Raw genomic sequence first — 25,744 nt, 5'->3', positions numbered from 1 at the left:
CCCACGAACGCGGCACGTAGCCGATATGCTCGATCGTATCCGCGTACGTTCGAAGCACCTCCATGAGGGCGAGCTCTGGAACGCCCGCTTCGGCGTGGCTGCAGAGCCACCACTCGAGGGCTTGCTGTGCATCTCGTAGCTGACCGTTGGAAGTCGTCTTCACTGAATTCTCACGCAGGTACTCTGATGAGCGCCTGCACCCGTGCAGGCGCCAAGAAAATCTAACGGAAACTAAGCATGATTGATAGAAATAAGACAGCACTCTGATGAGTGCTACTACGTCTGTCAGGGCAACTGCACGGCTACTCTCGGACGGATCACGGCGCACGGATGCTCAAAAACAATCACACCCCTCGGTACGGAAACGCAAGCGACTCTGGTCGTTCGCTGTAGACCTCAACCGCGGATCAGCATAACGGTTATATCTGGTGTAAACCATTATATGTAGTGTAACAAAATGCGCGTCGAGATGCGATTACCCCTTCCGGACGATCAAATTTTCCGGTACGAGGCGATGGACGACATCCTCGAGATAGCCGCGCAGAACCCAACAGAAGAGTTCTCGAACCGCGATCTCCAGGATCTTACCGGCTTCGGGGGCCCGAGCGTCTCGAAGGCGCTTTCGTTGCTCGAAGCGCTCGGTCTGGTCGTTCGTCGTGATGTCGGCCGGAAGACGCTGTACCGGATCGACGAAACGCGGCTCACCGACGCCGACGATCCGCTTCTCGAGATACCCCAAGAAGAGTTCCGGATGCCACTTGGAGCGTTCGTCGAACGGGTCACTAACGAGGTACCCGGCGTCGCTGGGATACTCTGTTTCGGAAGCGTAGCGCGAGGCGAGGCCGACCGCGCAAGCGATATCGACGTGTTCGTACTCGTCGACGAGGACGACAAGTTGGTGAGCGCTCGTCGCACGATATCGGACATCAAGCGAGACCTCGAAGAGCAAACATTCGACGGACATCGGTACGAGTTCGAACCGTTCGTCGAGTCACCCGAGAGCGCACGGAGGCGCGGTGAGGATCTACAGCCCATCTTTCGCGAAGGAATTGTCCTGCACGCCACAGAAGCGTTCGACGAGACGAAACGCGAGGTGTTCAGAGGGAAGACGGAATGACATCGAAGAACTTCGAGGCGGCGCTTGGCGACGCAGAAGACGCGTTCCAGCGTACGCCCGATAACCCGGAGGTCGGGTTGGAACACATCGAAGACGCAGCGATCCTCCAGCTACGGAAAGCGTGTCGCCTTCTGGATGCCGCAGAGTTTCTGCTGGAGCGCAACGGTCACTTCACGGTGATTATAGAGGCATCGTTCGTGGCGATCGAGCGCTCGATCCAGTTCTATGTCGAGGAGAAGAACTACCACGTTCCCGGCCAACGGCACACCGAAGTCTACGAGTTGGGCGTCCGATCGGGGCTTTTCTCGCAGGATATCGCCGACCGACTCGAGGAACTCTGGCTCGAGAATCGATCAAAGTCGTACTACCGGACGGGAATCGCTGGGGAGTACCGCACCAGTACGGTGCACCGACTCGCCACCACGCTCCACAAGGAGATCGTAGAGGAGACCAGAACAAGAGACTGCATCTGCTAAACCAGAGGATCGTGTTCGTTTCGATCATACTCGATTGCGTCGACGATTTCCGTCGCCGTTCGCGAAATCCGACCGAGACGCTCTAGAAGCGCGTCCGTCTCATCATCCTGCCACGCCGCAAGGTAGAACGCGGAGCCAGTCGTATCAAGCCCGAACTGACGTCCGACGAGATATGCGACCGCTTCAGCTTCGACTTCACGTTTCGTCCGCTCGATCTGGTCATCGACGCCGGCGTGGAGCAACGCGTGTGCGTACTCGTGAACGAGCACGCCAGCAAGTGCAGCCGGATCATCCTGATCGAGAAGTTCGATCGTCGGCTGATCGTCGACCGGACGCTGTCGACAGATCCCATTTGCATCGCCGTAGGACCACCCAGTGGGATCGACGACGCTGACCGAGACATTGAGTTCCGACGCCGCCTCACGGAGTGCAGGAAAGAGAAACGCTGCATCCCCCTCCGCAGCGGTGTTGAGTTCCGGTAGTTCCTCGCCCTCAGTCTGAGAGACGTCGAAGACGGGCGCTGGACGGAAGCCGACGAGTCCCTTCGACCACTCCGCTGGTGGCGTCTCATCATACTCGCAGTCGCTCTGCTCGTGATACGACGACGAATTTTCGCATTCCGGACACTGCTTCGCGATGATCGGCGCCCAGATCCAGATCGTCTGCTCACCATCTGTAACGTGGCGATCGAACTCGGTCTGCCACGTTCGATACCCTGCGACACGCGTTGCCTCCGGACATTGGCGTTTGATCAGGAGCGTATTCCGATGAGAGTAGTCGTGGAACCGACTCTGGACGTCGAGCCACTCCTGGAACTTCTGGCTGACCGCCGCCTCGTCGACGAGGTTCTGGAGCTCCTCGAGCCACGCTTCGATCGTGCTGTGCATCTCCTCACGTCGGGTCTCGTTCTCGTCGAACGACAACAACTGATTCGTCGAGGCGCTGGAGCAATTGCGTGACGTAGGGACTATTCTCCCAACTACGATGTGGGCTGATCGTCGTGATCAGCCTTCGAGCCGCCTCGTGGCTCATATGTTCATTCCGAACGTAATCCACGATGAGCCGCGGCGTTGGGACGATACGCGGCCCCTGCAGCACGGCGTGAATCAGCGGGAAGTTCGTTCCACCGAACTCGTCGGTGAGAAAGCCGTCGACAGCGAGCGCGTTCGCAAGGACGATGCCATCGGTTTCGCCGTCGTCGAGGCCGAACGTCGGCCGCGAGTCTGGAGTGTCATCACGCTCGTAGGGGTCCTCGACTGTGTAGTGCCTGCGGGCCGCGAGAACGTTGCTCGCAGCTGCGGCATGAATATCTTGATACTGCGTGATGTCGCGGAGTTCTGCGACTACCTCCGGTGGTACGAACACGTCACACGAGGTGAGTAGGTACTCCAGCGGATCTGGAACGTCAGTCCCGATCGCTGCATCCGCACGGGGCACCGCGAGACTGACGAGGGCGCTCGTATCAGCGACGACTGTTTCCAGTCGTGGCCCGCTCATCGATCGCCGTCCTCGGCCGCAGTATCGACCGTCGTCACATCCCCATCATAGATGTCGACGTCGTCAGGGGCAGCGAGATCGAGTGGTTCGTCTTCGAGGTCGGCTTTGAGGAGGCGGAGTCGCTGGGCCGTTTCGGCGCCGACCAGTTGCTTCACCGTCTCGAACTCGAGTTGGTCCTCGTAGTACTTCGTCGCGACGAGTTCTTGGAACGTTTCGCTGTCGGCGGTGTCTTCGATGTACTTGCGGATGGCCTCGACGAGGAGATCGGTTCGATCCTTGTCGAAGAGGTCGGCGATCGCATCGAGCCGATCGACGAGGTACTCCGGCGACTGGAAGTGAACCCGTCGCGGATCGTCGCTTGCACCCATTCTATGTGCACGTTTTGCACATAGAGACATAACGGTTTCGGCGCATGCACAAAGCTTGCACATCAACGCCTGTGGGACAGGAGCCACTCACGCCGATCTCAGCGTGATCAACTTTATTACGGCAAAAAGACGTTCTTGGCTACTCCGACGCCTCGTCCTGTCTTATCCGTTCCACGCATGACCACCCAGTCAGTGCGACCGACACACGTCCTTGGTACCAGTTCTTCGCGACCGACCGGAATCGAACCGTTTCGCCCTCACGAACCATTTTCACGTTACTCGCCGCCCAAATCGTAAACTTCGTTTTCCCGCTCTCGTCCTCGATCAGCCCCACCTGTTGTATCTTGGAACTGTTGGGTTCCCACAACTGGGTTATCGTCCCCTCGATGCACACCTCACCTCTATCGACTTCTTCGACAGCCGCAATCGGAATCACCGTCCCAGCCGCCTGCTCTAGCTCCTCGAACACGCCCACGACAGCACCCAGAACTCCACAGCCATCGACGACGCGCTCGGCCAACCGCCGACTGATCGCCGCTCTCGACCAGCCCTCGAGTTTCGCCTCCAACCGCTTCGCCTGTTCGTTTACCATCGCCAACTCCTCCCTGTTCAACTGTGCTCTGGGATCGGGTGCATCCGGATCACACCGCGGATCCACGCTCGCCGCACGCCGCTCGAACCCCCGGCGTCGGTTCTCGCTCCCTGCACCCACCATGATTCGCGTCTGTTCTTCCCGCATCGAATACCGGCCCCGATCCCGCCGTTCGTGCGTCCGCTCGACTTCCCACTCTCTCGCTTCCAGTCGTTCCTGGGCTGCCAGTGTCTGCCCGAACAGCCGCCCCTCGATCTCCCGATCATCCGCGTAATCGACTTTTGCCTGTGCGTCCTGCTTGACGCTCGCCCGCAGCTCCACTTCTTCCTCAACCGCCCACTCATCCGCTGTTTCGCTTGCCCACTCGTCAACCGTCGTCTGGTACTCGCCCGTCTGTTCATCAACCGAAGCTTCATCTACCGTAGTGTAGTTAATACTCATTGGAGTTGACCTACTCCGAAGGCGCCCACACAGCGTCTTTTTCCAACACTACAACTCACCAGTCGTAGCTCTCATCGTCGACGACACATCCGCGCGCGCTGCTCGCGCCTTCGCGAGCGCCCCTGGGCGCGAGCAGCGCGCGCTATCGAGACCACCCACCCAGCACCGCGCGCCGTCTCGCCCGACGCGAGCGTCCAGCTTTAAGCCGGTTTCCGGACCGAGCCCGCGAGGACCGAAAGCGCGCTTAATGCTGGCGTCGAAGCCATACGCCCGGTACGCCGAGCGTGCTCGGCGCACCCGGAATGGTCAGCCGCGAGCGACGCGAGGCGTGACCGGAGGGAACGCCTCGATGCGAACGGGGAGTACGCGACCCGTGAGCAAGCGTCGGGCGAACGCGGCGAGCGGGGCGGGCCGCACTACAACAGCTCACACAACCGCCGCGGGTGGGACTAGAAGGGGCTGGCGTCTGTGTGAGCGAAGCGAGCACAGGATCGAAAGAGTGTGCTCTTTCGATGGATCGGCCCTCCAGGGCGACGTAAGCACCGACGCGAAGCGAGGCGCATGGTTCGAAAGACGCCTTTGGCGTCTTTCGTCATCCCGAAATCAGAGATTTTCGGAGACAGCGAGCCTCGGAGCGGTCGATCGCGCCAGGGGCTTTTGGAGTGGTCGACCTCGGATTCAAGCGCCAAGCAACTCCCGTAACTTGACGAAAGAATTGACGACATACCCACCGTTTCCGCTGCCCCACCAACACGAGAACGCTGCAAAGGCCAGCCCGAAGTGCCATCCTCTCCAGACTGTGGGATGTGAACTCCTCTGGCCGAGAGGTAGTCCCTACGTATTCGTCGAGGAGTTTCCAGTCATTCCCAACAGAGACACTCGTGTGACATCCGGCTCATCTCGACGAGGTGCCGATGGATGTCGTCGGCGAGCCGGTACATCGCCTCGGCCTGTTCCTTCGTCGCGATGCCGAGCCGGTAATAGGTCTTTGTTCGGTTTCGATTCCACAGCTCGGCGAGGTCGTCTCCGAACGCGTCGTCGTAGAGGCCGATCTCGGCCCCGCGTTGGTAGAGTCGTCGGTGGCTACTGATGACTTCCTCGGGGGACATCGCACCATCGTGGATCAACCGGAACTGGATGGTCCGTTCGATGGCGACAAAGGCCGACTCGATCACGACAGTGTAGTACCCCTGGTTGAGGAGGTTCGCGCCGACCTCTAATAGCCGGCAAGCACGGCGAAGTTGGACCAACTCCGCATCGTCAACATTCAATCCCTCTTCGATCGTTCCGGGGCTGCCCTCGAACGTTCGCTCGGCCTCCGCCAATTGGTCCGGATCTCGTTATTCATCAGCGTACACCTCGGTCCGGAGTTCAGAGAGTTGGTCGGAGCTGACCAACGTAATCCCATCCTCGAACTGCGGCCGGAGTTGATCGCCAATTCGCCGGACGCTGTCCGTCGATTCGACAAGCGACTGGAACGTGTATCTATTCCCCTCGAACCGTCGGTCTTCGAGATCACTGACGACCGACTGGACGGTCCGCCGGGTAGCCGCTTTGTCTTCGTCGACGATCACCAATAGATCGATGTCGCTGGCCCTATCCGCCTCTCCCCGCGCGACGCTTCCGAACAGGACGACCCCGACCAACCCGTCTATCTCGTCTTGGATTCGTTCCAGAAATACTCGTGCAGGTAGGTGAAACTCGCTTTGGGGGATAGAGAGAATCGGGTCCGGTTTCGTGAGCCGTTCACGATTGATCTGCACCTGGTGAGTCCGCCCATCTTGCTCGGTTTCGACGATACCGAGCTCGGAGAGCAGCCCGACTGCCTTCGAGATCGTTCCCGTATTTGCCTCGGTGAGGGTTGCGAGTTCGCTCACCGAGTACGCCGCGTACGGTTGGTCGATGAGAACGTCGAGGACGTCCTGCATTGCCTGGTATCGGAACACCCGCTCGTCCGGAAACGGATACTGCAATTCTATCGAGATTGACTCTTTCCTATTAGGCATACGATTCCTATTAGGAAACTGTGTGAAAACTATGACGGTGAACTGGTCAAATTCGGCTGTTGGTAGTCCGACTCATCAGCGACCCGGACCCAACCGGCGTCAATGGCGCTGTTAATCGGCGTCTGTCCCGGCGTACTTCGGTGACAGCGAACCCCGGAGCGGTCGACCACACTAGGGGCTTTTGAGTTGTCAAAAACAACCGAGCCACCTTGAATACGACCGTTTAGGACCTGGATAGTTTTAATTGAATAACTCTACCAATACGTCATGGAAGATCTGACTGGCTTCCAGCGCGACTGTCTGTACGTGGTCGCCGGCCTTGATGAGCCACATGGGTTAGGAATAAAAGACCAACTCGAAGCGTACTACGGGCGAGAGATCCACGCTGGTCGGCTCTATCCCAACCTAGACGAACTCGTAGAGAAGGGCCTCATCAACAAGGGACAAGCAGATCGCCGGACAAACGTCTACGAACTCACTGCCCGCAGTCGGCGTGAACTCGAGGCTCGACGAGAGTGGGAAGACCAATACATAGACGCTGCTCAGAAAGCGACATCCGCAGGCTGAGTGAACGGATCCATCGCGTGGTCGAGATTCTTCTTCCGGTATTTCAACCCGTGCTCCGCTCTCGATACCGTGCGGACGCAAAACCATTAGCAAGGTCATGTCATAGTCTCCGGTACTGAACGATGTACAAGGAGATTCTCCTCCCATTTGATGGGAGTGACGGCGCCGCAGCCGCCCTGCATCACGCTGCCGAAATCGCTCACTGGGGTGATGCCACGATTCATGTCCTTTTCGTCGCGGATACCACACGCGATTCAGTAACCGTCATCGAGGGGAAACCGATCGACGCGCTCGTCAACCACGGTGAGGACGTCGTCGAGCAGGCCGAAAAGACGCTACGGTCGCTCGGTGTCGACTACGAGACGGATGTCGTTCAGGGCAATCCGGCGCCGACGATAGCTGAGTACGCCGGGCAATACGGGTACGATCTAATCGTGATGCCAACACACGGCCGTGGGGGAACCTCTCGCTACCTCATCGGCAGTGTCACCGAGAAAGTCATCCGTCTTTCTTCGGTTCCAGTCCTGACGGTCCGGATGCAATCTGACGAGCGGTTGTCATTCAAATACGAGAAGATCCTCATTCCCACGGATGGAAGTGCTGGTGCGGTACACGCGGCCGAGCACGGCCTCGCGCTCGCCACAGCAGTTGATGCGACCGTTCACGTACTGTCAGTTGTGGACGATGCTCCACTCGGCTTGGACGTCCGCTCAGCAGCCGCTCAATCGGATGGTGATCAGGCCGCAACCGACGCTGTTGCTGACATTGTATCAGAGGCTGACCGAGATGGTGTTCAGGACACCGTTACGCAGACTGAACGCGGCAAGCCTGCAGAGAAAATCCTCGAGTATGTCGATGCAAATGACATCGACGCCGTCGTGATGGGTGCCACTGGCAGACGGGGAACGGAACGGATCCTACTCGGCAGCGTCGCGGGGAAGACAGCACGGTCTGCACCAGTTCCCGTCATTACGGTTTCTGACGAATCGTGACTCTCGGGGAGTGCGGATTCATCTGGTCGGTTTGAGCACGCGCCAGAGATACCCCGGACGCAGTAACGTGGACGGTGGTTGTTCCATCGTTAGTACCCGAAAGAACGCGCTCGACAGCGTGCTATCGGTGTGCGCTTTCCGCGTTAACCGGGAGAGATACCATCTACTGATGTCAGTGCCGCGTGGTTTTGGACCCGTCGTTTGCGAAAACGCGAAGTCAGCACCTGTCGCTAACATCCATGCCGTATCGATCACCGCTTCGGCGTCGTTGAAAAATCGAAGCGCGAGCCCCTCACGACCGCCCGTAGACAGCGTGTGATGAAGCATGAGTGCTTCGAGAGCCGCCACAGACATGCCCTGTCCGTAGATCGGGTTGAAGCTCGCAATCGCGTCGCCGATGACGACCAATCCCTCAGGGAACCGTTCAAGATATCCGTAGTGGTACCGTCTGTTGGTCGGGAACGGGTACTGCTCGATGTCCGCAGAGACCGGTTGATAGTCCTCGAGGAGGTGCTTTACCTCAGGGGCCAGAAGGCTCGCTGCGAATTCGACGAAGCCAGCAGAGTCCGTTGGTGGGTGGTCACCGTGGACGCCATGGACGCTCACCACCCAGCGATCCCCTTCGACTGGCGCAGCCATACCACCGCGTGTGTGCGGTGCAGATGGTGGAATAAGAAACGTGCGTAGGTCGTCGGCAGGTCGCTCGATAAAGGTCGTGCTGTAGGCCACGTCGATGTGTACCTCCTCGACCTCCGGTGGCGCGTAGCCGTGGCTTTCGAGCCACGCCGGCGTTCGACTCGTCCGCCCGGTCGCATCCACGACCAGATCGGCGGTGAGCTCCATATGCCCTTCACCGTCACGGAGTACGAGGCCTTCCACGGCCGTCGCGGTGTCGTCCAGGAGGTAGTCCGTGACTTGGCAGCCTGAGTGGATGTGGACGCCATCGAGATCGGAAACACGTTCTCTGACGACCTGCTCGATCAACGGCCGAGTTGCGGAGTACGTCTCCATCGGAGTCAGGCCGTGGGCGAGGAAGTCGCCCTCACCGTAGAAATTCACATCGCTGGCGAAATCGACGACAACGCCGCCTGCCGAGATGAGATCCTCGCCGAATCTGGGGAACAGGTCCTCCAACGTTGCCCGTCCGGCTTCGAGGAGTGCGTGGGGATGTGCGCCTTGTGGTACTCCCCGGCGAACGACTGGCTCGGTTGGCAGTTGGTCCCGTTCGATGATCGTCACGTCGGCAAATCTATCAGACAAAACGCGAGCTGCAAGCAGGCCGGCCATACTCGCTCCAGTCACTACTGCGGTCCCGCGTTTCTCGGCCGGTGGATTCGGGTTGTACCGTGGAACGGTTGCTAACGTCATACGCCTGTTCGCCTACTAGTTGCACTTCGCGGCAAGATGTGTTAACTGTTGCCACGCCTCGTGAGTGGTGCGTCTGCACTTGAAATACGCAGTTCGTTCGACTCGCTGTGGTGACGGGCCGCCGTAGCAGTCGCTGAGGCTCCCACGGCCCGACTGATTCAGAACGGCCCACCTGAAGAGATTATCCCGCTTGACCACCGAGGACCTGTATGCAGTGGTGTGACCAGCCAACGAGCCCATCCCGGAGCGAGGGTATGAGGGCCCGATGTCGAAGCTCGAAGGTGAAAGTGGCACGGGCGACGACCCACTTCCGGCAGAACACCTCTCGTCGCTCGCCACGCTCGTCGACGAGGTATTCGCGGACGTCGGCGACGAGATGACGACCGCCACCGACGACATCAATGACGCCGTCCCCGGCTACGGCGGCCTCTTCGACCCCGCAACCACCCAGGACGAGCTGCGTCGTGCGCTCGAATACCTGCTGAAGTCGGGGCTCGCCCGCCCTTCCAATTCGATATCTCGGCTCCGTCGATATTCTCAGATACTACTAGAAACCACGCTCGAATACAAGGCGCGTATCGTTCACTGAGTAGAACGACGCAGGGTTGTATCAGCGGTTCCCAACAGGTAGCCACCAAAGGCGAGGATCCAAAGAACGAGTGGATAGACGACCCAGCGCTCGATTCCCCCGCTACCAAGAAACGCCAGCGGATGCGGGCCACGGATAACGAGCCCATAGAAGAAGACGCTCACGAGGACGAGAAGGGAGATTCCACCAAAGAGGCCACAAAGAACGGAGAATGGTCTGGAGACAACCCGCGAAGAGAGGATCGCTGTGATCCCGCCAGTAAAGAAGGTGAGAAGTGCGAACAACCCGTGCCACGGCGTCACGTTGCCCGGGAACACGCCGACGCCGAAAATGCTGGCTCCAAAAATAGCGAGTGCGACGGGGAAGCCACGCCGATCCACGGTGCGATAGACGAAATAGGCTGCAACCAGCACAAGCGCCCCCGTCAACAGCATCGTACTATTGAAGATCGTTGCGGAAGGCTCGTGGATGATCGGATCTGGTGGTCGCGTCGAGCCGAGGTCACTGATGTCCTGTCTCGTCGAATAGTTCGGGTAGAGGACTTCTGCCGTGATGATCCCCATGAACGCAACGAATCCGGACAACACCATACTGAATCCCGCGATCGACAATCCTGAAGACCCGGGTCGTGCCGGAGTGTCGCTAGGGGGAGAATCACTCATGGACAATTAGACGTACTGCTGGTCTGGAGATAAGACTATGCGGGGGTGAGATGAGTGCATCTCTGCTGACGGTGCCTTGTATTCGATAGACCTGTCGGAAACCAAGCCGTAGCGTCGTCGGTGGGAGTGTGGGCTATTGTCTGCTTGCCCCTGCCTAAAGACGGGAGATTGCGCTCGTATCTGTATCAGGTGGCCGGGTGCGGTGGGTGAGGCACCTCGTCAGCAGCCGTCATGGTCGTTGCTCCCCAGATTGCGACGATCGCTCCAGCGAGTACGAACCAGAGGGCATAGTACACGAGGTCCGGCACGACGATGATTTCAGCAGTGAAATTCACCCACCCGTGTAGGATGATGATGCCGAGGATGCTGCGGTTCGTACTGTTGTAGATCCACGTGAACGCGACAGAGAGCGCTACGATGCCGGCCATAAACAGCCAGAATCCTGTGGTCCCAAATCCGACCGCGTCGTGTTGATACGACCCCTGAATAAAGAACAAGGGGAGATGCCAGAGTGCCCAGACGACGCCCAGAATCACGCTCGCACTCAACGCCGACCACTGCAGTTGCAGCCGGTCCAGTGCATACCCTCGCCATCCTAACTCTTCGAGAATCGGTGGTAGAGTCGCAAAGAACAACGTGGGGAGTACGGCGAGAGGGTTTGTACCGAATTGGGTCACAGCTTCCCCCCACGATGGCCCGGTTCCACCGAGGAGTAGATCCACGACGCCGGCGAAAACGCCGATTCCCAGGGGCACCAACAGAATCACGGTAAGCCAACGGAGTCCAAACCGTCGCGGCTGGGTGACGCGATTCCAGAAGTCAGTCCGCCCGGGGTCGTCATAATAGAGGTATACGAAACCGATACCGGACACGCCAGGGATGGCGAGCCCGACGAGGAGCAACCCGAGTCCCACGGCGCTGTCGAACCGTACGCCGAGAACAACCGCTGGAAGCCAGAAAACCCACGTCCCCGCTACCGCGACGGCAAGGTACACCCACCAGCGTCCGAGAACGTCAGAGGTGTCGTTTGCTCGCTTTTTCGCACCTCTTTGTGGATCCACTCCAGTCATAGTACCAGTACGCCGGATGCGAGCGTGAATTGGTAGGGTGCTTCTCGGGGGACGAGAACAGAGACGGACGTCAACCAGTACGACACCCCCTCCAAATGTTCCGATCGCTGGACACGTTTTCCGTACTCAGCAGGCCATATCGGGTAAAGTACTCTTCTAACTTATATATGTGCGTGACGTATAATTTTACTAATGGATAAAAAACGTCATACGAATATTGAAGCTGCGGATGACACCGGCAGTACCCCTCTGATGACGCGCCGAGCGGTCCTCGCAGGGGGTAGCGCTCTTGCACTCGGGAGCCTCGCTGGCTGTACTGCACTCGATGGACTGGTAGCCCGCGCCAGCGACGAGGCCGTCGGGACCACGGAGGCATCGCCAGCCGCCTTCTACGCCGGTTCCTCCTCATCCCTCACCAGTCGTGACGCTGGTGAGATGATCAATCTTTACCGAAGCGACCCCGACGACGTCCGATACGTCCCTCCAACCATCCGGGCCGCCTCACGAGACATCGAGATCGACGGCTGGAGTACCAGCACGCCCACGAAAGCACAGGACTACAACTCCTCACGCTCGAACAAACCAAGCTCTATCTGGGTGCCCGATCCCCACGACGAGGATTCTGACGACGACGGTATCGGGACGCTCGTGACGGTCCTCGATATCGAGCGGGCGCTATTGGTCTACGCCGACGCTGCCCTCGAAGCAGTTGACAGCCGGTCGAACGACGATGCGAAGGTGTCTCTTGATGCGTTCATCAACGCGACTACGAAGGTTCGGAGTGAACTCGAAGGCTGTCCCTCCGAGACTTGCACCACAGTCTACGAGAACGCCGACGGACGGAAGGGACTCGCTCAGGATGCGATCGATGCCGTGGACGCAGGCGAGTGGGACAGCGCGAGGAAGTCCATCCAGCAGGCCCGCCGCATCGTCCAGGGCGATATCGACCGCATCTTCGACGACCTCGACAGCGACGACGATGGACTCGTAGACGGAACGGAGCCCCTCTATGAGTACCTCGCTGGGGAGCCCACGATCGGCGAACGCTTCGTCGTCAGCCTCCCCGACGCCCGCGTGCGGGGCGACGGCCCCGCACTGGCCGACAAACTCACGCCCCAGCGGGTCCTGGAGTACGTCACCGGCGAGCGCGACGCCGAGGGATGTGCCGACAGCGACGGTACCGTCGCCGTCCATCGAGACCTCTCGTGTCGAGACCTCCTCTCGGCGACGCTCAGAGCGCAGTCCGCCGACGGTCGTGGTATCGACAAAAAAGACATACGACGGGGTGTCGTCGCGTTCGAGACGTCGGGCGGCGTCGTCGTTACAGGGGCGTCACCCGACGCCGACGGAGCGGAGCCGTCCCTGTTCGTCTCGGAGAACGGATCCGCAACGGCACCGGAGCGACTCGACTCGTGGGGCGACGAACGGAGTACCGGCGAGGCGACTATCTCGTCGACGCTCGTCTGTCCCGTGGCAGCGCAGCCGCCCGAGTGCCCGTCTCCGATGCCCGCGTTGTTGTACGTGCGGCGGATTCTCCACGACGACCAGCTCCTGTACGCCGGCGGGTGGCTGATCGACGATGGCGCACTGTACGAGGACACTGCGACGCTCCTCGTCGGCGACGGTCCGAACGTCGTCTCGAGAGTCACACGCTCGGATGTCGAGGAGGGAGGTGTCGATCTGAAGTCACGGGTCACGGGGCGGAGAAAGCCTGGGCGGACCACGTACGGGACTATGACACTCAGGACACCGTACGACGCGAACGCGGACTACCTTCCTCCCGGTGCCCATCCAGTGTGCAGAGACGATGGAGACATCTACTGCTGGGGGGTTCAATCGCGAGAAGCACTCGCCACGCATACTGGCGATTGCGACGATGATGATCGTACTGAGTCTCCGTCGTGCGTCGTCACAGCATTGGATGCACCGGTCCTCCATCTCGCAGGAGCTGCCGACGCATCGAATGACGTGAAGTTCAAAGCAGGCGCGGAGCTGTCGAAATCGGTTAATTAGATAAGGAGCAGTGAACCGCCTTGACCTGTTCCACCGGTAGTGCTCTAGATGAGCGTGTTTTGAAATAGAGGGAGATCAGCTACCGACAGATCACATATCAGATTTGTTGAATCGGTAGTACCCGACGGCGAACGGAATGATGAGCCAGAGGCCGAGTATTAGAATGCCGACCTCGGGGGACAGATAAAACGGGTCGGCTGCAACGGACGATGCACCAACGTCCGCGCCGGCCTGTGCGGGCTCAGCGTTCGCAGCGTCTGCCAGATCGGGCAACAGAGCGACAATCGCCGAAAAATACGCGGCAGATGGGGGCACCTGGGTAACGAGAAATATCCAGTCGGGGAGCTCGGTTGGAAGGGTAAATCCCTCGACAACGTAGAGAATCCCCATCGGTACGACATCCCAGAACAGTTCGAAGATAACGAAGAAGCCAAGCGCCAGTGTCGTCGCCCGTGACGTAGACCCAGTTGTAGCCGAGAGACCCACCATGATCCCGGCGTAAATGGCTGCGAAGGCCATTGTCACGAGAACGAAGATCAGCACCGATAGTACATCAACCGCGCCAAGCAGCACGGACCCGACTCCGAGTCCAATCAAGAGCCCGACGCCCAGACCGAACGCGAGTACTGCCGCTCGTCCGACGACCTTCCCAACGTAGACGTTCAACCGAGTCGTCGGTAACGAGAGCAACAGCTTGATACTACCCAGTTCACGCTCCCCGGCGAGGGATTTATAACAGACCACGATGGCCGCGAGCGGGACGAATAGTCCAGTAACGCCAACGAGGAAAAAGATCAGCCCGCCAAACGTTGCCCCTGCTGGAGCGCCAAACATCTCGGGAACTTCAACGTATGCGTACGCGGAGATCACGGAGAACAAGACGAACACAGTAACAAGCGCCCACAACGCCCGTGACTGGACGGCGTCTCGGAAGTCCTTCTTCGCAACGGTAAACCAGGTCATGCTCGCACCTCCTGTTCGTCAGTGGTATATCGGACGAACAGATCCTCAAGAGAGGATTCGACGACCGAGAAGTCCTGAATGGAAACGACGTCAGCGTCGATCGCGTGCAACACGGCGAACTTCGAAACGCCATCGACGGTGACACGGAGTCGACCATCGTGGACTGAGGCGTTCCCGACCCCGTCAATTTCAGACACTCGTCCGACAATCTCGTCGTTGAGGTTGGTGACGTAGATATAGAGGGTTTCCCCCGTCTCCGTTGCGTTGCGGAGTCCGTCAATTGTATCCACGGCAACGAGTTTCCCCTGGTCGATAATTGCCACCCGATCGCAAACCGCTTCGACTTGTTCCATGACGTGACTCGAAAAGAACACCGTCGTTCCACGAGCGTTCTCCTCTCGAATTATTTCACGCATTTCTCGCGCTCCGTTAGGATCCAATCCGGTCGACGGTTCGTCAAGGACCAGTAGATCGGGGTCTCCGACCAGAGCCATCGCGAGGACGAGTCGCTGGCGCATCCCCTTCGAGTAGCCCCCTGCTTTTCGATCTGCGGCGTCAGCGATGCGGACTCGCTCGAGAAGTGCCATCGGATCTTGATTAACTTCCTTCATCTCCAAGACAAATTCGAGATGTTGGCGGCCAGTGAGTCGATCGTAGACGTGATATGCGTCTGGAAGTACACCCATGCGTCGTCGGACCGTTTCTCCCTCACTCTGCGCATCGTGGCCGAGGACGGTCACAGTACCTTCGGTCGGTCGGATAAAGTCCAACAGAATATCGATCGTTGTCGATTTCCCCGCGCCATTCGGTCCGAGAAACCCGAATATTTCTCCCTCCTTGACCTCAAGATCGAGGTCATCGACGGCCACGACATCGTCGAACCGTTTTGTCAGCCCCTTGATTTTAATTGCAGCCACTTTGCCACCTCGAACCGCGAGCAGTTGTGTACAGGTCCAGTCTGGAGTGAGTCATAGAGGCACGTATACATCGGGGGGAGATAAGTATTGTTGTATATTCGACATATTGGCAAGTATGTAACTCAAATAAGTTTGAGGGCGCCCAGCAGATCTCAAAAGGTGGTCAAAGGGAGATCACACCAGAAGGGGAGAGACAACTACTGAGTAGATTGGACGTTGCTACACTGTATCGGCGTGACTGTCCTGGTGTCATCCATCGAGAAACAACGTGTCGTATCATCCAGTGTGATCTCGAAGTGGGCTTCAAACGGATCCTCGGAGACGATAGTGGTCGTAATCGTATCTGAAGTCATGTACTCGAATAGCTCCCACAAGGGAGTATCCGGTACCGAAATATCGTGTTCCCAGAATAGATGGAGGGCCTCCGGGTGAAACAGAATCGCTACTTCAATCGGGATGCTGATAATGTGCTGACACTCACGGCAGGAGCTAACGTGAAGGTGGATTGCTTTCCCGTCGTGTTGATACAGGTCAACAACCGTATCGACGCGGCCAAAACACTCCGGACAGACGTTCCCCCGTAGCTGTATATACATACTCCAGATGCGGTAGCCAAAGCTTTGGATGACTTCTGCAGAGGTCCGCTCGCGCGTTTGGCTCTGTGGAAAGAAATCGGTTATGAGGATCGCATCACACGAGGTGCAGCGAATGCGGAATTGTTCGGCATCAAGCGTCGCCAGAAGAGACGGTTCTGCACAGAAGAGACAGACCCCAGAGACCTCGCTGTCCTCAAACGTTGACGTGCTATCGTAGACGTCAGAGATGATCACACGAGCGATTTTTGAACCACTATACGTGAGTCTGTATCCATCAGAGGTCTCGCTGACGAACTGTCCGACGAGCTTATCGAGGTGATAGGAAAACTGGGAGGAGCTGTCGATATCTACTGCATCGTAGAGCTCAGTAAAAGACATCGTGTGCCACGGTTTCTGATGCTCTTGGTCCACCTCATCTAACGCGAGTAGTATTTGCAGTCGTTGGGAGTTTCCGAGCGAACTGATCGCGTCAACCACTTCCTGATCAATCTGACCATTTTGATCCGCTACCATGGGTAGTCCACTACCGTCCATCTGGAGCCCTACCAAGATAAGAATCATCGAGTCAGCGCCTCTCTGTTCGAGCTGAAAATAGTGCTGAACGCACCGCGCGAATCTCACGATGGCTGGTTGTTTGGTCACCAACTCGGCGTAGTTCTTCGCTTCTACCCATGTCGGTGAGATGACTCACCGAGAAAGAGGCGTTGGACAAGCGCCGACCCGAACAATTGCCGAGCGAGCGCGATCACAAGGGCTACGAAACGCTTGGACGTCCTGAGTTACTCGACGACCGGTTCGACCGTGATCTGTTTATCGTCGATATGTGCCAGACAGCCCGCGTACTCGAACACTGCAGTGATCCCGCTCCCGCCTCGAACGATGACGTCCAGCGCCTCCGAGTCCACGGTGTCATTGAGCGCCGGTAACTCCAACACGGGTCGCCCGGTCACCTGAGCGACTAGCTCAAGAACCTGAACGTCGATCGCTATGTCGAGATCGATCTCCACCGTCTCGGCGTCGTGAGAAACGTCCATGGCGGAGATACGCGTGCTATCGTCATCACCTGTGCGTTGATTCTCCCGTTCAGGGAGCCATCGTCGGAAAAGAGGTCTCGTTCACGAAGACCAGTGGCATCGATGCCGAATGGGTCGACGGCAACTCCGTTGGACGACGCCATCGACCAGCGTACGAAACTGCCTTGGAGATCATCGACGACGAGTACGACAGAGACATCGACGCGTCCCTCCAGGGTACGATAGACGCAGACGGATCGGTGCGAGCGACAGTCCGGCCGAGCGGAACGGCGAGTGGACGGACGGAGCGCACACAAGGGACGTACACGACCGACAGTAGCCCACCCTCTCCACGGGGTAGGATCGAAAGGGGCCGGCGTCTGTGCGAGCGTCGCGATCACAGGCTCGAAAGAGCGTGCTCTTTCGGCGCGCTCGGCCCGGTGTAACGACGTCTTCGCGAACACAGTGAGCGAAAGCCGGCGAGACGCGTTGCGGCTCGTCTGGTAAGCACCGAAGCGAACGGAGCGAGCGAGGCGCACAGCGAGTTGCAACCGGTCGAGAGGGACGGGGGTTTTCAAGCTGTTCGAGGGCTCAGCAGTGATTTCAAGTACACAACAGCGCCGTGTTTCGACGCCGACTGCACTTGTACAACTCCAGTATCCTCGGCCCGTTTCAGGACCTCTTGGCTCACTCGGAGGCGACAGCATCGAGACCGGCACCTGCTTCTATGTGTGCGCCGAGGCGCTGGACGAACCGCGTGGCCGGGGCACCGTCCACGACGTCATGATCGAAGGAGACGGTGAGGCTCAGGAACTCACGGGACTGGAGTTCACCATCGATCAGACGAGGTTTGGTTCCGATGCCGCCGACAGTGAGCTGAAGAGTGTAGTTCGTGGGAGTGATGGCCCATCCATTTCCGGTACCGAACATGCCGACGGAGGTGACAGCGACGGTGCCAGCGAACTCTTTCCACCGTGATGGGAACCACTGCGGGAGGCGCCAGATTTGTCTGCGGAGGAATCCGGGCAGGCGACGAGCGAGTCCGGCGGTTCCGGTCTCGGGAGTGGTCGAGGTGTTTGACTGGACGCGTCGAATTTCGTCGTGAATGGACCGGACTGTCCGCCGATTCGCTGTCCGGATGATGTGGGGAACACCGATTCGCTCGCCCTCTCCCTCCTGTTCGACAAGAATGTTCACATCCACGTCCTCGAACTCGTGGATTCGTCCCCGCCAGTCGTGGTATCGGTGGACCTGTGGCTGTTCTTCCAGAGTAGTTGCCAAACAGAAGACGATGAACGCTGTAAACGAGAGGTTCGTTCCGGTTTCTTCCTTGATCGTCCGGAGTTGCTCTCTGGCCTCGGTGACGTCGATCTCGACGAGTCCGTGGACGGTACTCCGATGTCCCGCCATCCGCATATACTCCCCCGTCAACTGCTGTTGTGAAGACACGTGCTCGCGTTCAGGGCCCTGATTGCCCATAGACTCATATACACGGCACGAACCAAATCCGTATGCACCGACCCACGGTGGCCCCCCGTCGATACGCGATTGGAAGACAACCGCGGAGGGTGTCATAGAACTCTTGCCAGGAGGATTATTTCAGTGGAGATATAGATAGAAGCATTCGTTAGTCAGGTGTGTGAACTGAACACTGGAGCGTTTGCCGGATGATACTGTTTGTCAGGGCAGGTGGCAGAAGAACCGCCCCGTACGCGAACTTGCACGCTATTCGTCGCCTTCGTCGACGGTGTACAGGTATTTCATGGAGTACGCCAGCAACATGAGCGCAGCACCGACCAGGGGAATGTGGTCTATTGCATAGCCGTGGGTTTCGACGGCCAGTATCCAGAACAGGACCATCAGGCCGCCCACGAATCCGAGGAGTCCCTGCGCGACGAAAATGCCCGTAACGATGCTGTCCTCAAACCTCCCTGTGGGAAACGCCGATATGCGTCTTGCACCGGCTTGATCTTCGGGCATAGTAATCGAGAATGACCAGGTAATGATAAACGTTGTCACGCCGCTATCGAACTTCGTCACTGTATGTGAAGCACGGTACTGTCTCGTTGATTTTCCCTAAGAGCGGTTTACAGGCTGGTGTACGCTTGCTTGGCTCGTAGTATCAGCGGACGGTAATAGTCGTCAAACAGTATATACCTCGACGATTTAGTTGCAATTTATTAGCCATTCGGTCAAGGATAGCCTGCTCAATACCGGGTCGCGACGACGAATACTGCCAAATCCACGATCCGACGATAGCCACTCTCTCATGCCTACGACAGATAATACGAATTCGAGGTCCGAGACACCATTTTCGGACACAGACGCGCCTGATTCGCCGACCAAAGAGGGCCCCACAGATTACCTCGAACACACTGGTTCAGAAGAATCGAGCGAGGATCCCGAACAACTCACAACTGACGCTCCTCGGGAGTACATCCAGGTCACACCCACCGACACAGCACTGCAACCACACTCCGCGCCGGCGCAGTTCAAGCGTCTGCACAGACTCACCACAGAGGATGATGACCACGGCTTGCTGGGGCGGCTCCGCACACTATCCGCTTCAAAGCCAGCACCGACGGTCGAGTGTCTCCTTCTCGCCGATGGGTCCGACAAGCGCCCGCTTACGTACTGGTTTGGCGTCGACGAGCCATCGGCAACGTCGGCGCTCGAAGATATCCTCCGAGGCGTCTTTCCCGATAGCTACGAACTCGAGCGCGTCGAGATGGAGGCAGGACGCCTCGAATCGATCATCAGGGGCGAGCCGTTGCACGAGGAGAGTGAATCAAAAGAGGCCAGTGATGAAGCCACACTGACAGCCATCGAGTTCCTGGGCGAGCCAGTGCGGCCGAGGGACTGGCAGACACAACTCACACCGTTCGACCACTTCCAGACCGACGACCACGCGCGAATCCCGCTGGCGTCGGTCGTCGAGACGATGACGGCCCATCCGGGACCGATCGCCTACCAAGCGCTCTTGGCGCCAAAGCCCGACTGGAGCACCGAAGCGGAGGAACGAGTCCTCGATATCGAGGCCCACAGCGACACGATGGGCGATCAAGTGGTGAATACGCTGTTCGGGCCGCCCGATCCGGAGACGGACGTCTCGCTTCCGGCAAGCGATGAAGCCCGTCTCGAAGAACTGCGAGCCAAGGACACGCGTCACTCGTTCGTCGTGAACGCTCGAATCGTCGCCAGTACACCAGCAAACGACCCGGATGCAGACACGACGGTTCGTACTCTCGAGACGGCGTTGTCACAGCTGAATCGAACGACCTACGAAATCGAGGGGCGCTGCGGGAACGACACCAGAGCGGAGGTCTGCTTGAATGACCTACTCGAACGACGAGTGTATCAACCGGATCACGGCACGCTCCGGGCACGGCTTCCGTGGCATTCGAGGGCGAGTCGTGGGATCGTCGCCGACGTACACGAGGCGCCGAGTTTCTGTCTCGTTGATGGACCCGCACTCACCGCCGCAGGATCGCGCGCACTCGCACAGACGCCAGGAGAGCGTAGCGCGCTGCCCAGACCGCCAGCCGAACAACTCGCACAGTATCAGGGTGATGGCTTTGCACTCGGTCACCCGCTCACGCAGGATGGAACTGCTGATGACAGCCCACTTGCGCTGCCACCGAGCCTGCAGCCATTACACGTCGCCGTGTTCGGCAAGACTGGCTCCGGCAAATCATCGGTGATAAACACGGGAATTCTCGAAAATCACGCGGCGACCGACGGCGCCGATATTCTCATCGACCGAAAGGGAGATGGCATGGGACTCGAGTATCTCCGGGCCCACTATGCGACCTACGGCACGCTGAAGAACGTCTACTATTTCGACTGCGCCGAGACGCTACCTGCACTGTCGTTTTTCGATATCACCGACCAACTCGATGCCGGAATCAGCCGAACTGCGGCGGTCGAGGATATCGTTGATCACTACATCGAGATTCTGGAGGGGATCATGGGTCGTGACCGCTTCGAGCAGGCGGTCAGATCGCCGGACATCATCCGCTACCTGCTGAAAGCGCAGTTCGATCCGGTTCACGGTCAGGACGCGTTCTCACACGGAACGTTTCAGGAGGCGGCCGCCCACATGCGAAGCAGCCAGGACGCCCCGCCGGTGAGCGACCCGGAGCTACAGGCGATGCTCGGCGGCGTCGTCACGAACTCCCAGCGATCGTTCGACAAGCTGATGCAGGGGGTCGCGAATCGGATCGAGAAAATCCCGATCGACGATCGCCTCGGACAGTTGTTCAATCACGTGTCGACGGATGAATCCGATGCCGGAGATGCTCCCGGCGAGACCAGGCAGTTCGACTTCCGAGAGATCATCGACGAAGACGCCGTCGTCATTTTCGATCTCGGCGGCCTCCGCTCGGAGAGCCAACGAGCGCTATCGCTCGTGCTGCTTTCACAGTTGTGGACGGCACTTCGCCGACGAACGCTCGAGGAGACGGGCGAGTCCATTCGTGCTCGGTCCCACGCTGAGCGATCGACGAGCAGTTCTGATGATCCTGTTGCGGACACGACACACGATTCGGGTGGCGAGACTGCTCTCCCGTTGGTCAATCTCTACATCGAGGAGGCAGCGAGCGTCGCGTCCTCGTCGCTCCTCTCGGAGTTGCTGGCCCAATCACGCGCGTTCGGGCTGTCGGTCACGCTCGCGATGCAGTTTCCCGCACAACTGCGGAGTGCAACGGGCGACGCCTACGCGGAAATTCTCAATAACATCTCGACGATCGTCACGGGTAACGTCGCCGTCGATCGAGATCTCGCGACGCGTATCGCGACGACCGATATGGACCCAGCGACAGTCGGCGCGAGACTCCGGGCGATCCAGCGCGGCCAGTGGCTGGTGAGTCTCCCCGCGCAGTTCAACGCGCCGGAGCCGCGACCGTTCATGATCGAGTCGATGCCGTTGCCTGCTGGTCATCCAGAAGGTCCCGATCCATTGTCTGGAAGTACTGCGGTGGCGTTCGAGGGTGCTGTCGACGTGTGTCTCGATCGGACGCGACTCACCAGCGGGCTCGACGTCTCGACGCCGCCGACGCACTCAACCGAGCGATCGTCGGACACCTCAACGACCGAGGCGACGGCGTCGAGAATCGATTCTGCGCTCCCGCTTACCAGCCGGTTCCCGTCGGTCATCGAGTACGACGAGCACGCGAACGCGGTCATCTGTGGGGCGTGTGATGCACGCTACGAGCCGACGGCCGTCGGTGTTCGACACGCGATCGGGTGTTGTCATACCCTCGATGATGTCGATCGAAACGATGTCCCGGTCGCCGACGTTCACTTGATGCTCTCACAAGCAGAGCGCCAGCGGTCTTCGTATACAGATCGCCAACTCGCGTTTCTGCAGATCTGTTATAATGCCCACCAGCAACAGTACGACCCCGATCTCGAGTACGACATCAGGAGAGACAGCATGGTTCGACTCCAAGAGTACGCCGGTGTCGACACGGAAGCGGTCGAACAGTTGCTCGACGATGGGCTTCTCAGAGAGGACTGTACGCACCCACACAAGCTCCTGACGGTCGCTTCGGAGGGCCGAAGCGAGCTCCAGATCGGCCATAAGGAGGGAGTCGCACACGGACACGGCAAGGGCGACTTGAGCGAATCGAGTCTCCACGTCGCGATGGTCATACTCGGGCGAGACTATATCGAAGCGGCCTTTGTTCAGAATCCTGCGTCCGAGGCCACGGAAGCAGTCGTGTATCACGAAGTCGACGGGCACCGCCTCGACGCCGCTGGACTCGACGAGAACGGCGAGGTCGTCGTCACGCTCGAAGCGGAGCGGCTCAACAACGACCGTCACACTGCCGTTCCGAGTGACTTCGACAAAATGGCGGCGCTCGATCCCGAGGAATCGATCTGGATCGTCCCGACGCGGGACGATGCCCACGACATCCTCGAGATACTCAACGACCCGCTGGAGGGTGAGCCACGCGTCGAAAAGACCTACAGTCGGAACTCTCCCCCGCAAGCGTTTACGATCGACGAGCCAGGATTGAGCGAGATCTACACGCTGCGGTACGTCCGCGATTCGTTGCTTGGGTAGGGACACCTCGTGTTCAACCGTCCCCCGGACGTGCGATTGGTCGTCTCGGAAGAAGTCCGCGTAGGCGGTGTCGGCTCTATTGAGACCCTCAATGGCTAATAGATTCTAGCGTAGATTAGTAAATACAGGTGAAATCCTTCACAGATAGACACCTGGGATTGGGAAAACATTTGACGGTTCATAATTGAATAGAACCCATGAATCGCCGTTCTCTTCTCCAGTATTGTGGGGCCAGCACGCTCTTTTTGGGAAGCGGCTGCTTCGATTTATCAAAGAAGTCAGTACGAATCTGCGAGATATTCGCATGGACTACATACGAAACAAGCCATGAGATACAGCTACGACTCTCTGACGCGGAAGAGATAGTCTACGAAGAGACGTATGAAATCGGGCCTCAAGGAGGATTTGAAATTAAAGGGTCTGACCTTCCAGAGCGCGAAGGTCGGTTTACCATTCAGGTGAAGATAGACGGATACGATTGGAAAGAATGGTTCCTTCCAGAATACGCTGAGGAGTCTATCTCTGTGGAGCTTCGATTTTTAGAGAGTTCACCTACTGTTGGTCTGGGATACTCCACAAATTGTTAGATACGCACACCTATCTAACGGCTATTTCACCGAGAAGTATATCTGACTAATTAGGTTTGAATAGAGTCAGAGTGTCACGAACTCTTGCGAACACATGCCACTCACGTATTCTGGTTGATTCAACTGAAATAGCGCTTGAAACGCCTCCAGAGCGAGTGCTGCCCAGTCGATTCATCGTCGCGTTGGCGTTCAAGCCGGCGTCGCTGCGCTTGCTCCTCGGCGATTTGGGCTTCAAGGCGTTCGGTTTGTGCGGTGAGCTCCGTGACTTCGGTTTCTAAGCGTTCGATCGTCCGCAATCGCACTCGCTCACGTGCTTCGATCCGCTGCAGTCGTTCGTCCGTGAGAACGATCTGATTGTCGGCGTCGTCGAGAGGTGTGGTGGTATCTGTGGAGTGTTCTGTCCCTCTGGGAGTATAGTACTCCGTCGTTCCGGCGATGGCACGCTCGACCGTCTTTTCGCCGTAGGTGGCGCCGTCGCGGAAGTGGACCTCGTCCCACTTCGTCCGGATCAATCCTGATCGTCGAACGAGTCGGTCCACCTGTGCCTGATCACCACCGCTCCAGAAGGCAAGCATCGAACACAGTGCGAAGTCCGCTTCCGAGTGGCTCTCGTACCCACTCGTCTCGCCACGAAACAGGCGATCGAACTTCTCGCCGTTCGCAGCGGCCCGTGCCTTCTCAAGGAGTTCTGCATCACTGAGCGGAGACGATCCGCCCGTTGGAGTAGCAGCTGAATCGTCGGTGGTCGACGGTATGCTCTCAGATTGTGGACCGGTGTCTGACTCCGACGTTGCGTCCCCGTCTCTCACACTGGAGTCGTCCTCGATAGCACTGTTATCTCCGGGTTCTGCCGTCGTGTCACTGGAAAGATGCTCGCGATACACGACGTCTAGCCCGTGGGAACGCGGGTGTACGTCGGGCGGCGTCGACGCGACCCGGTCGCCAGTGACGGTGAAAAAGCGCGCCGTTTCGTACACTTCGAGATCACCGCGTCGGTTCCTGTCGCCTGGAAGTGTTCCTTCGATGAGAACGTGGAGTCCGGTTCCGGACGGGCTCACTTCGGTGTACGATTCGAGGATCTCGACGACCGTTTCGGCCCACGCGTCGAGCGCGTCGGTGTCTGGGTCACGACAGTCATCGAGGTCGACGCCGACGAGTGGATCATCATCGGTGAAGACGAAGCCAATCCCGGCCAGTTCGCCGTCGAGAGCGGCATCACGGGCGTTCTCGAATGAGGTCCACGTCGAGGGATCGGTGGCCGAGGCGAACTGCCCAGTCGCTGGAGTGACCGGGATTTTCGTCTGTTTGCCGCCGCGTTCTTGGGTACGCCAGCAGACCCACTGCTCGCGCTCTGTGAGCGCCGTTGGGAGTGCCGAGCGGTCGGGAAGGGTATCAGTAGCCATTACGAGAGAGTTGCCTGAGAGGCGCCTGAATCCCGCATAGCTATTTCGCTTTGGTCAGGGCGTGAGCTCGCCCGAAGCGACGCCTGTCAGCGGCAATATTGAGACCTACACCGCATTTTGCCCGTGAATTCCGCAGAATCCCCGGTTTCGAACTCGTTTGTTGACAGCTATGCGGGACGTACAGGGCGTGACCTACCCGGAAGAATGGCTGTCTATGTGGTGCTGTAGCGGTTGTGGTGGCTGGGGTGGCTTTCGGAAGTCTTTCTATTTGGTGGTCAGTTCGTCATTCGTCGTTCTCAGGCCTCTCTCGGCTGATTTCTCTCAGAGTTACTAACAGCCAGCTGTCTCGTTTGGACAACAGTAGTTATCCCAAAACCGAAGTACTGCGGCGGGATGTACGTCACAGCAGGAGGGACATGACGGTAGACGGTTTGTGTGTC

23 protein-coding genes and 2 pseudogenes are annotated in these 25,744 nt (G+C 58.5%); 8 read left to right on the top strand and 17 right to left on the bottom strand.

What is annotated here, in order from left to right; translation table 11 throughout:
* Positions 1-514: 514 nt before the first annotated feature.
* Positions 515-1,117: a nucleotidyltransferase domain-containing protein gene (locus tag NO931_RS14255; RefSeq protein WP_256393019.1), complete on the top strand. Its 603-nt coding sequence runs from the start codon at positions 515-517 to the stop codon at positions 1,115-1,117.
* On the top strand, positions 1,114-1,593 hold the full coding sequence (locus tag NO931_RS14250) for a DUF8154 family protein (RefSeq protein WP_256393018.1): 480 nt from the start codon (positions 1,114-1,116) through the stop codon (positions 1,591-1,593). The genes NO931_RS14255 and NO931_RS14250 overlap by 4 nt, the downstream gene beginning before the upstream one ends.
* Here the strand turns inward: NO931_RS14250 and NO931_RS14245 are convergent.
* The 7 genes and pseudogenes from NO931_RS14245 to NO931_RS20990 form a co-directional block, all read right to left on the bottom strand.
* Positions 1,590-2,480: a M48 family metalloprotease gene (locus NO931_RS14245; RefSeq protein ID WP_256393017.1), complete on the bottom strand. Its 891-nt coding sequence runs from the start codon at positions 2,478-2,480 to the stop codon at positions 1,590-1,592. The genes NO931_RS14250 and NO931_RS14245 overlap by 4 nt on opposite strands.
* 4 nt (positions 2,481-2,484) lie before the next feature.
* Positions 2,485-3,090 carry a hypothetical protein gene (locus NO931_RS14240; protein ID WP_256393016.1) on the bottom strand — a complete coding sequence of 202 codons (606 nt, stop codon included), beginning with the start codon at positions 3,088-3,090 and terminating at the stop codon, positions 2,485-2,487.
* Positions 3,087-3,458 carry a hypothetical protein gene (locus NO931_RS14235; RefSeq protein WP_256393015.1) on the bottom strand — a complete coding sequence of 124 codons (372 nt, stop codon included), beginning with the start codon at positions 3,456-3,458 and terminating at the stop codon, positions 3,087-3,089. Before NO931_RS14235 ends, NO931_RS14240 begins: the two co-directional genes overlap by 4 nt.
* A gap of 139 nt (positions 3,459-3,597) precedes the next feature.
* A complete protein-coding gene (locus tag NO931_RS14230; protein WP_256393014.1) occupies positions 3,598-4,491 on the bottom strand; it encodes a DNA-binding protein in 894 nt (297 codons plus the stop codon).
* Positions 4,492-5,351: 860 nt separating this feature from the next.
* Positions 5,352-5,816 carry a DUF8154 family protein gene (locus NO931_RS14225; RefSeq protein WP_256393013.1) on the bottom strand — a complete coding sequence of 155 codons (465 nt, stop codon included), beginning with the start codon at positions 5,814-5,816 and terminating at the stop codon, positions 5,352-5,354.
* A 15-nt stretch (positions 5,817-5,831) separates the two neighbouring features.
* Complete coding sequence (locus NO931_RS14220) at positions 5,832-6,419, bottom strand: nucleotidyltransferase domain-containing protein (protein ID WP_256393012.1); 588 nt, start codon at positions 6,417-6,419, stop codon at positions 5,832-5,834.
* Between the two features lie 107 nt (positions 6,420-6,526).
* Positions 6,527-6,643: pseudogene (locus tag NO931_RS20990) on the bottom strand (PIN domain-containing protein); the annotation flags it as partial.
* 121 nt (positions 6,644-6,764) lie between these two features.
* Here NO931_RS20990 and NO931_RS14215 point away from each other — a divergent pair.
* Together NO931_RS14215 and NO931_RS14210 are read left to right on the top strand one after the other, a co-directional pair.
* Positions 6,765-7,064: a PadR family transcriptional regulator gene (locus tag NO931_RS14215; RefSeq protein WP_256393011.1), complete on the top strand. Its 300-nt coding sequence runs from the start codon at positions 6,765-6,767 to the stop codon at positions 7,062-7,064.
* 122 nt (positions 7,065-7,186) lie between these two features.
* Positions 7,187-8,056: a universal stress protein gene (locus NO931_RS14210; RefSeq protein ID WP_256393010.1), complete on the top strand. Its 870-nt coding sequence runs from the start codon at positions 7,187-7,189 to the stop codon at positions 8,054-8,056.
* Between the two features lie 18 nt (positions 8,057-8,074).
* Here NO931_RS14210 and NO931_RS14205 read toward each other — a convergent pair whose 3' ends face one another.
* Positions 8,075-9,424 carry an FAD-dependent oxidoreductase gene (locus tag NO931_RS14205; RefSeq protein ID WP_256393009.1) on the bottom strand — a complete coding sequence of 450 codons (1,350 nt, stop codon included), beginning with the start codon at positions 9,422-9,424 and terminating at the stop codon, positions 8,075-8,077.
* A 265-nt stretch (positions 9,425-9,689) separates the two neighbouring features.
* Between NO931_RS14205 and NO931_RS14200 the strand changes: the two are divergent.
* Positions 9,690-9,929, top strand: a pseudogene (locus NO931_RS14200) (ribonuclease HI family protein); the annotation flags it as partial.
* Between the two features lie 77 nt (positions 9,930-10,006).
* Here the strand turns inward: NO931_RS14200 and NO931_RS14195 are convergent.
* Positions 10,007-10,675 carry a DUF998 domain-containing protein gene (locus NO931_RS14195; RefSeq protein ID WP_256393007.1) on the bottom strand — a complete coding sequence of 223 codons (669 nt, stop codon included), beginning with the start codon at positions 10,673-10,675 and terminating at the stop codon, positions 10,007-10,009.
* Between the two features lie 185 nt (positions 10,676-10,860).
* On the bottom strand, positions 10,861-11,745 hold the full coding sequence (locus NO931_RS14190) for a type II CAAX endopeptidase family protein (protein ID WP_256393006.1): 885 nt from the start codon (positions 11,743-11,745) through the stop codon (positions 10,861-10,863).
* Between the two features lie 252 nt (positions 11,746-11,997).
* Here NO931_RS14190 and NO931_RS14185 point away from each other — a divergent pair, with 252 nt between their 5' ends.
* Positions 11,998-13,758: a hypothetical protein gene (locus NO931_RS14185; RefSeq protein ID WP_256393005.1), complete on the top strand. Its 1,761-nt coding sequence runs from the start codon at positions 11,998-12,000 to the stop codon at positions 13,756-13,758.
* Between the two features lie 90 nt (positions 13,759-13,848).
* On the opposite strand, the gene NO931_RS14180 is transcribed toward NO931_RS14185, so the two are convergent.
* The 6 genes from NO931_RS14180 to NO931_RS14155 form a co-directional block, all read right to left on the bottom strand.
* On the bottom strand, positions 13,849-14,721 hold the full coding sequence (locus NO931_RS14180; RefSeq protein ID WP_256393004.1) for an ABC transporter permease: 873 nt from the start codon (positions 14,719-14,721) through the stop codon (positions 13,849-13,851).
* Positions 14,718-15,638, bottom strand: a complete 921-nt coding sequence (locus tag NO931_RS14175) for an ABC transporter ATP-binding protein (RefSeq protein WP_256393003.1) — start codon at positions 15,636-15,638, stop codon at positions 14,718-14,720. The genes NO931_RS14180 and NO931_RS14175 overlap by 4 nt, the downstream gene beginning before the upstream one ends.
* 197 nt (positions 15,639-15,835) lie before the next feature.
* Complete coding sequence (locus tag NO931_RS14170) at positions 15,836-16,747, bottom strand: winged helix-turn-helix domain-containing protein (RefSeq protein ID WP_256393002.1); 912 nt, start codon at positions 16,745-16,747, stop codon at positions 15,836-15,838.
* Positions 16,748-17,013: 266 nt separating this feature from the next.
* A complete protein-coding gene (locus NO931_RS14165; RefSeq protein WP_256393001.1) occupies positions 17,014-17,268 on the bottom strand; it encodes a HalOD1 output domain-containing protein in 255 nt (84 codons plus the stop codon).
* Positions 17,269-17,934: 666 nt separating this feature from the next.
* Positions 17,935-18,726 carry a 2-oxo acid dehydrogenase subunit E2 gene (locus NO931_RS14160; protein ID WP_256393000.1) on the bottom strand — a complete coding sequence of 264 codons (792 nt, stop codon included), beginning with the start codon at positions 18,724-18,726 and terminating at the stop codon, positions 17,935-17,937.
* Between the two features lie 246 nt (positions 18,727-18,972).
* Positions 18,973-19,227: a hypothetical protein gene (locus NO931_RS14155; RefSeq protein ID WP_256392999.1), complete on the bottom strand. Its 255-nt coding sequence runs from the start codon at positions 19,225-19,227 to the stop codon at positions 18,973-18,975.
* A 748-nt stretch (positions 19,228-19,975) separates the two neighbouring features.
* Between NO931_RS14155 and NO931_RS14150 the strand changes: the two genes are divergently transcribed.
* Both NO931_RS14150 and NO931_RS14145 read left to right on the top strand, forming a co-directional pair.
* Positions 19,976-23,314, top strand: a complete 3,339-nt coding sequence (locus NO931_RS14150; protein ID WP_256392998.1) for a hypothetical protein — start codon at positions 19,976-19,978, stop codon at positions 23,312-23,314.
* A 197-nt stretch (positions 23,315-23,511) separates the two neighbouring features.
* The gene (locus NO931_RS14145; RefSeq protein ID WP_256392997.1) at positions 23,512-23,901 is read left to right on the top strand and encodes a hypothetical protein; all 390 of its coding nucleotides are present in this window, start codon (positions 23,512-23,514) and stop codon (positions 23,899-23,901) included.
* A 119-nt stretch (positions 23,902-24,020) separates the two neighbouring features.
* Here the strand turns inward: NO931_RS14145 and NO931_RS14140 are convergent, their stop codons facing one another.
* Complete coding sequence (locus NO931_RS14140) at positions 24,021-25,304, bottom strand: phage NrS-1 polymerase family protein (protein WP_256392996.1); 1,284 nt, start codon at positions 25,302-25,304, stop codon at positions 24,021-24,023.
* Between the last annotated feature and the right edge of the window lie 440 nt (positions 25,305-25,744).

Source organism: Natronoarchaeum rubrum (assembly GCF_024494695.1).
The sequence above is the reverse complement of the archived record's forward strand: the minus strand, read 5'-3'. Positions and strand labels throughout refer to the sequence as shown.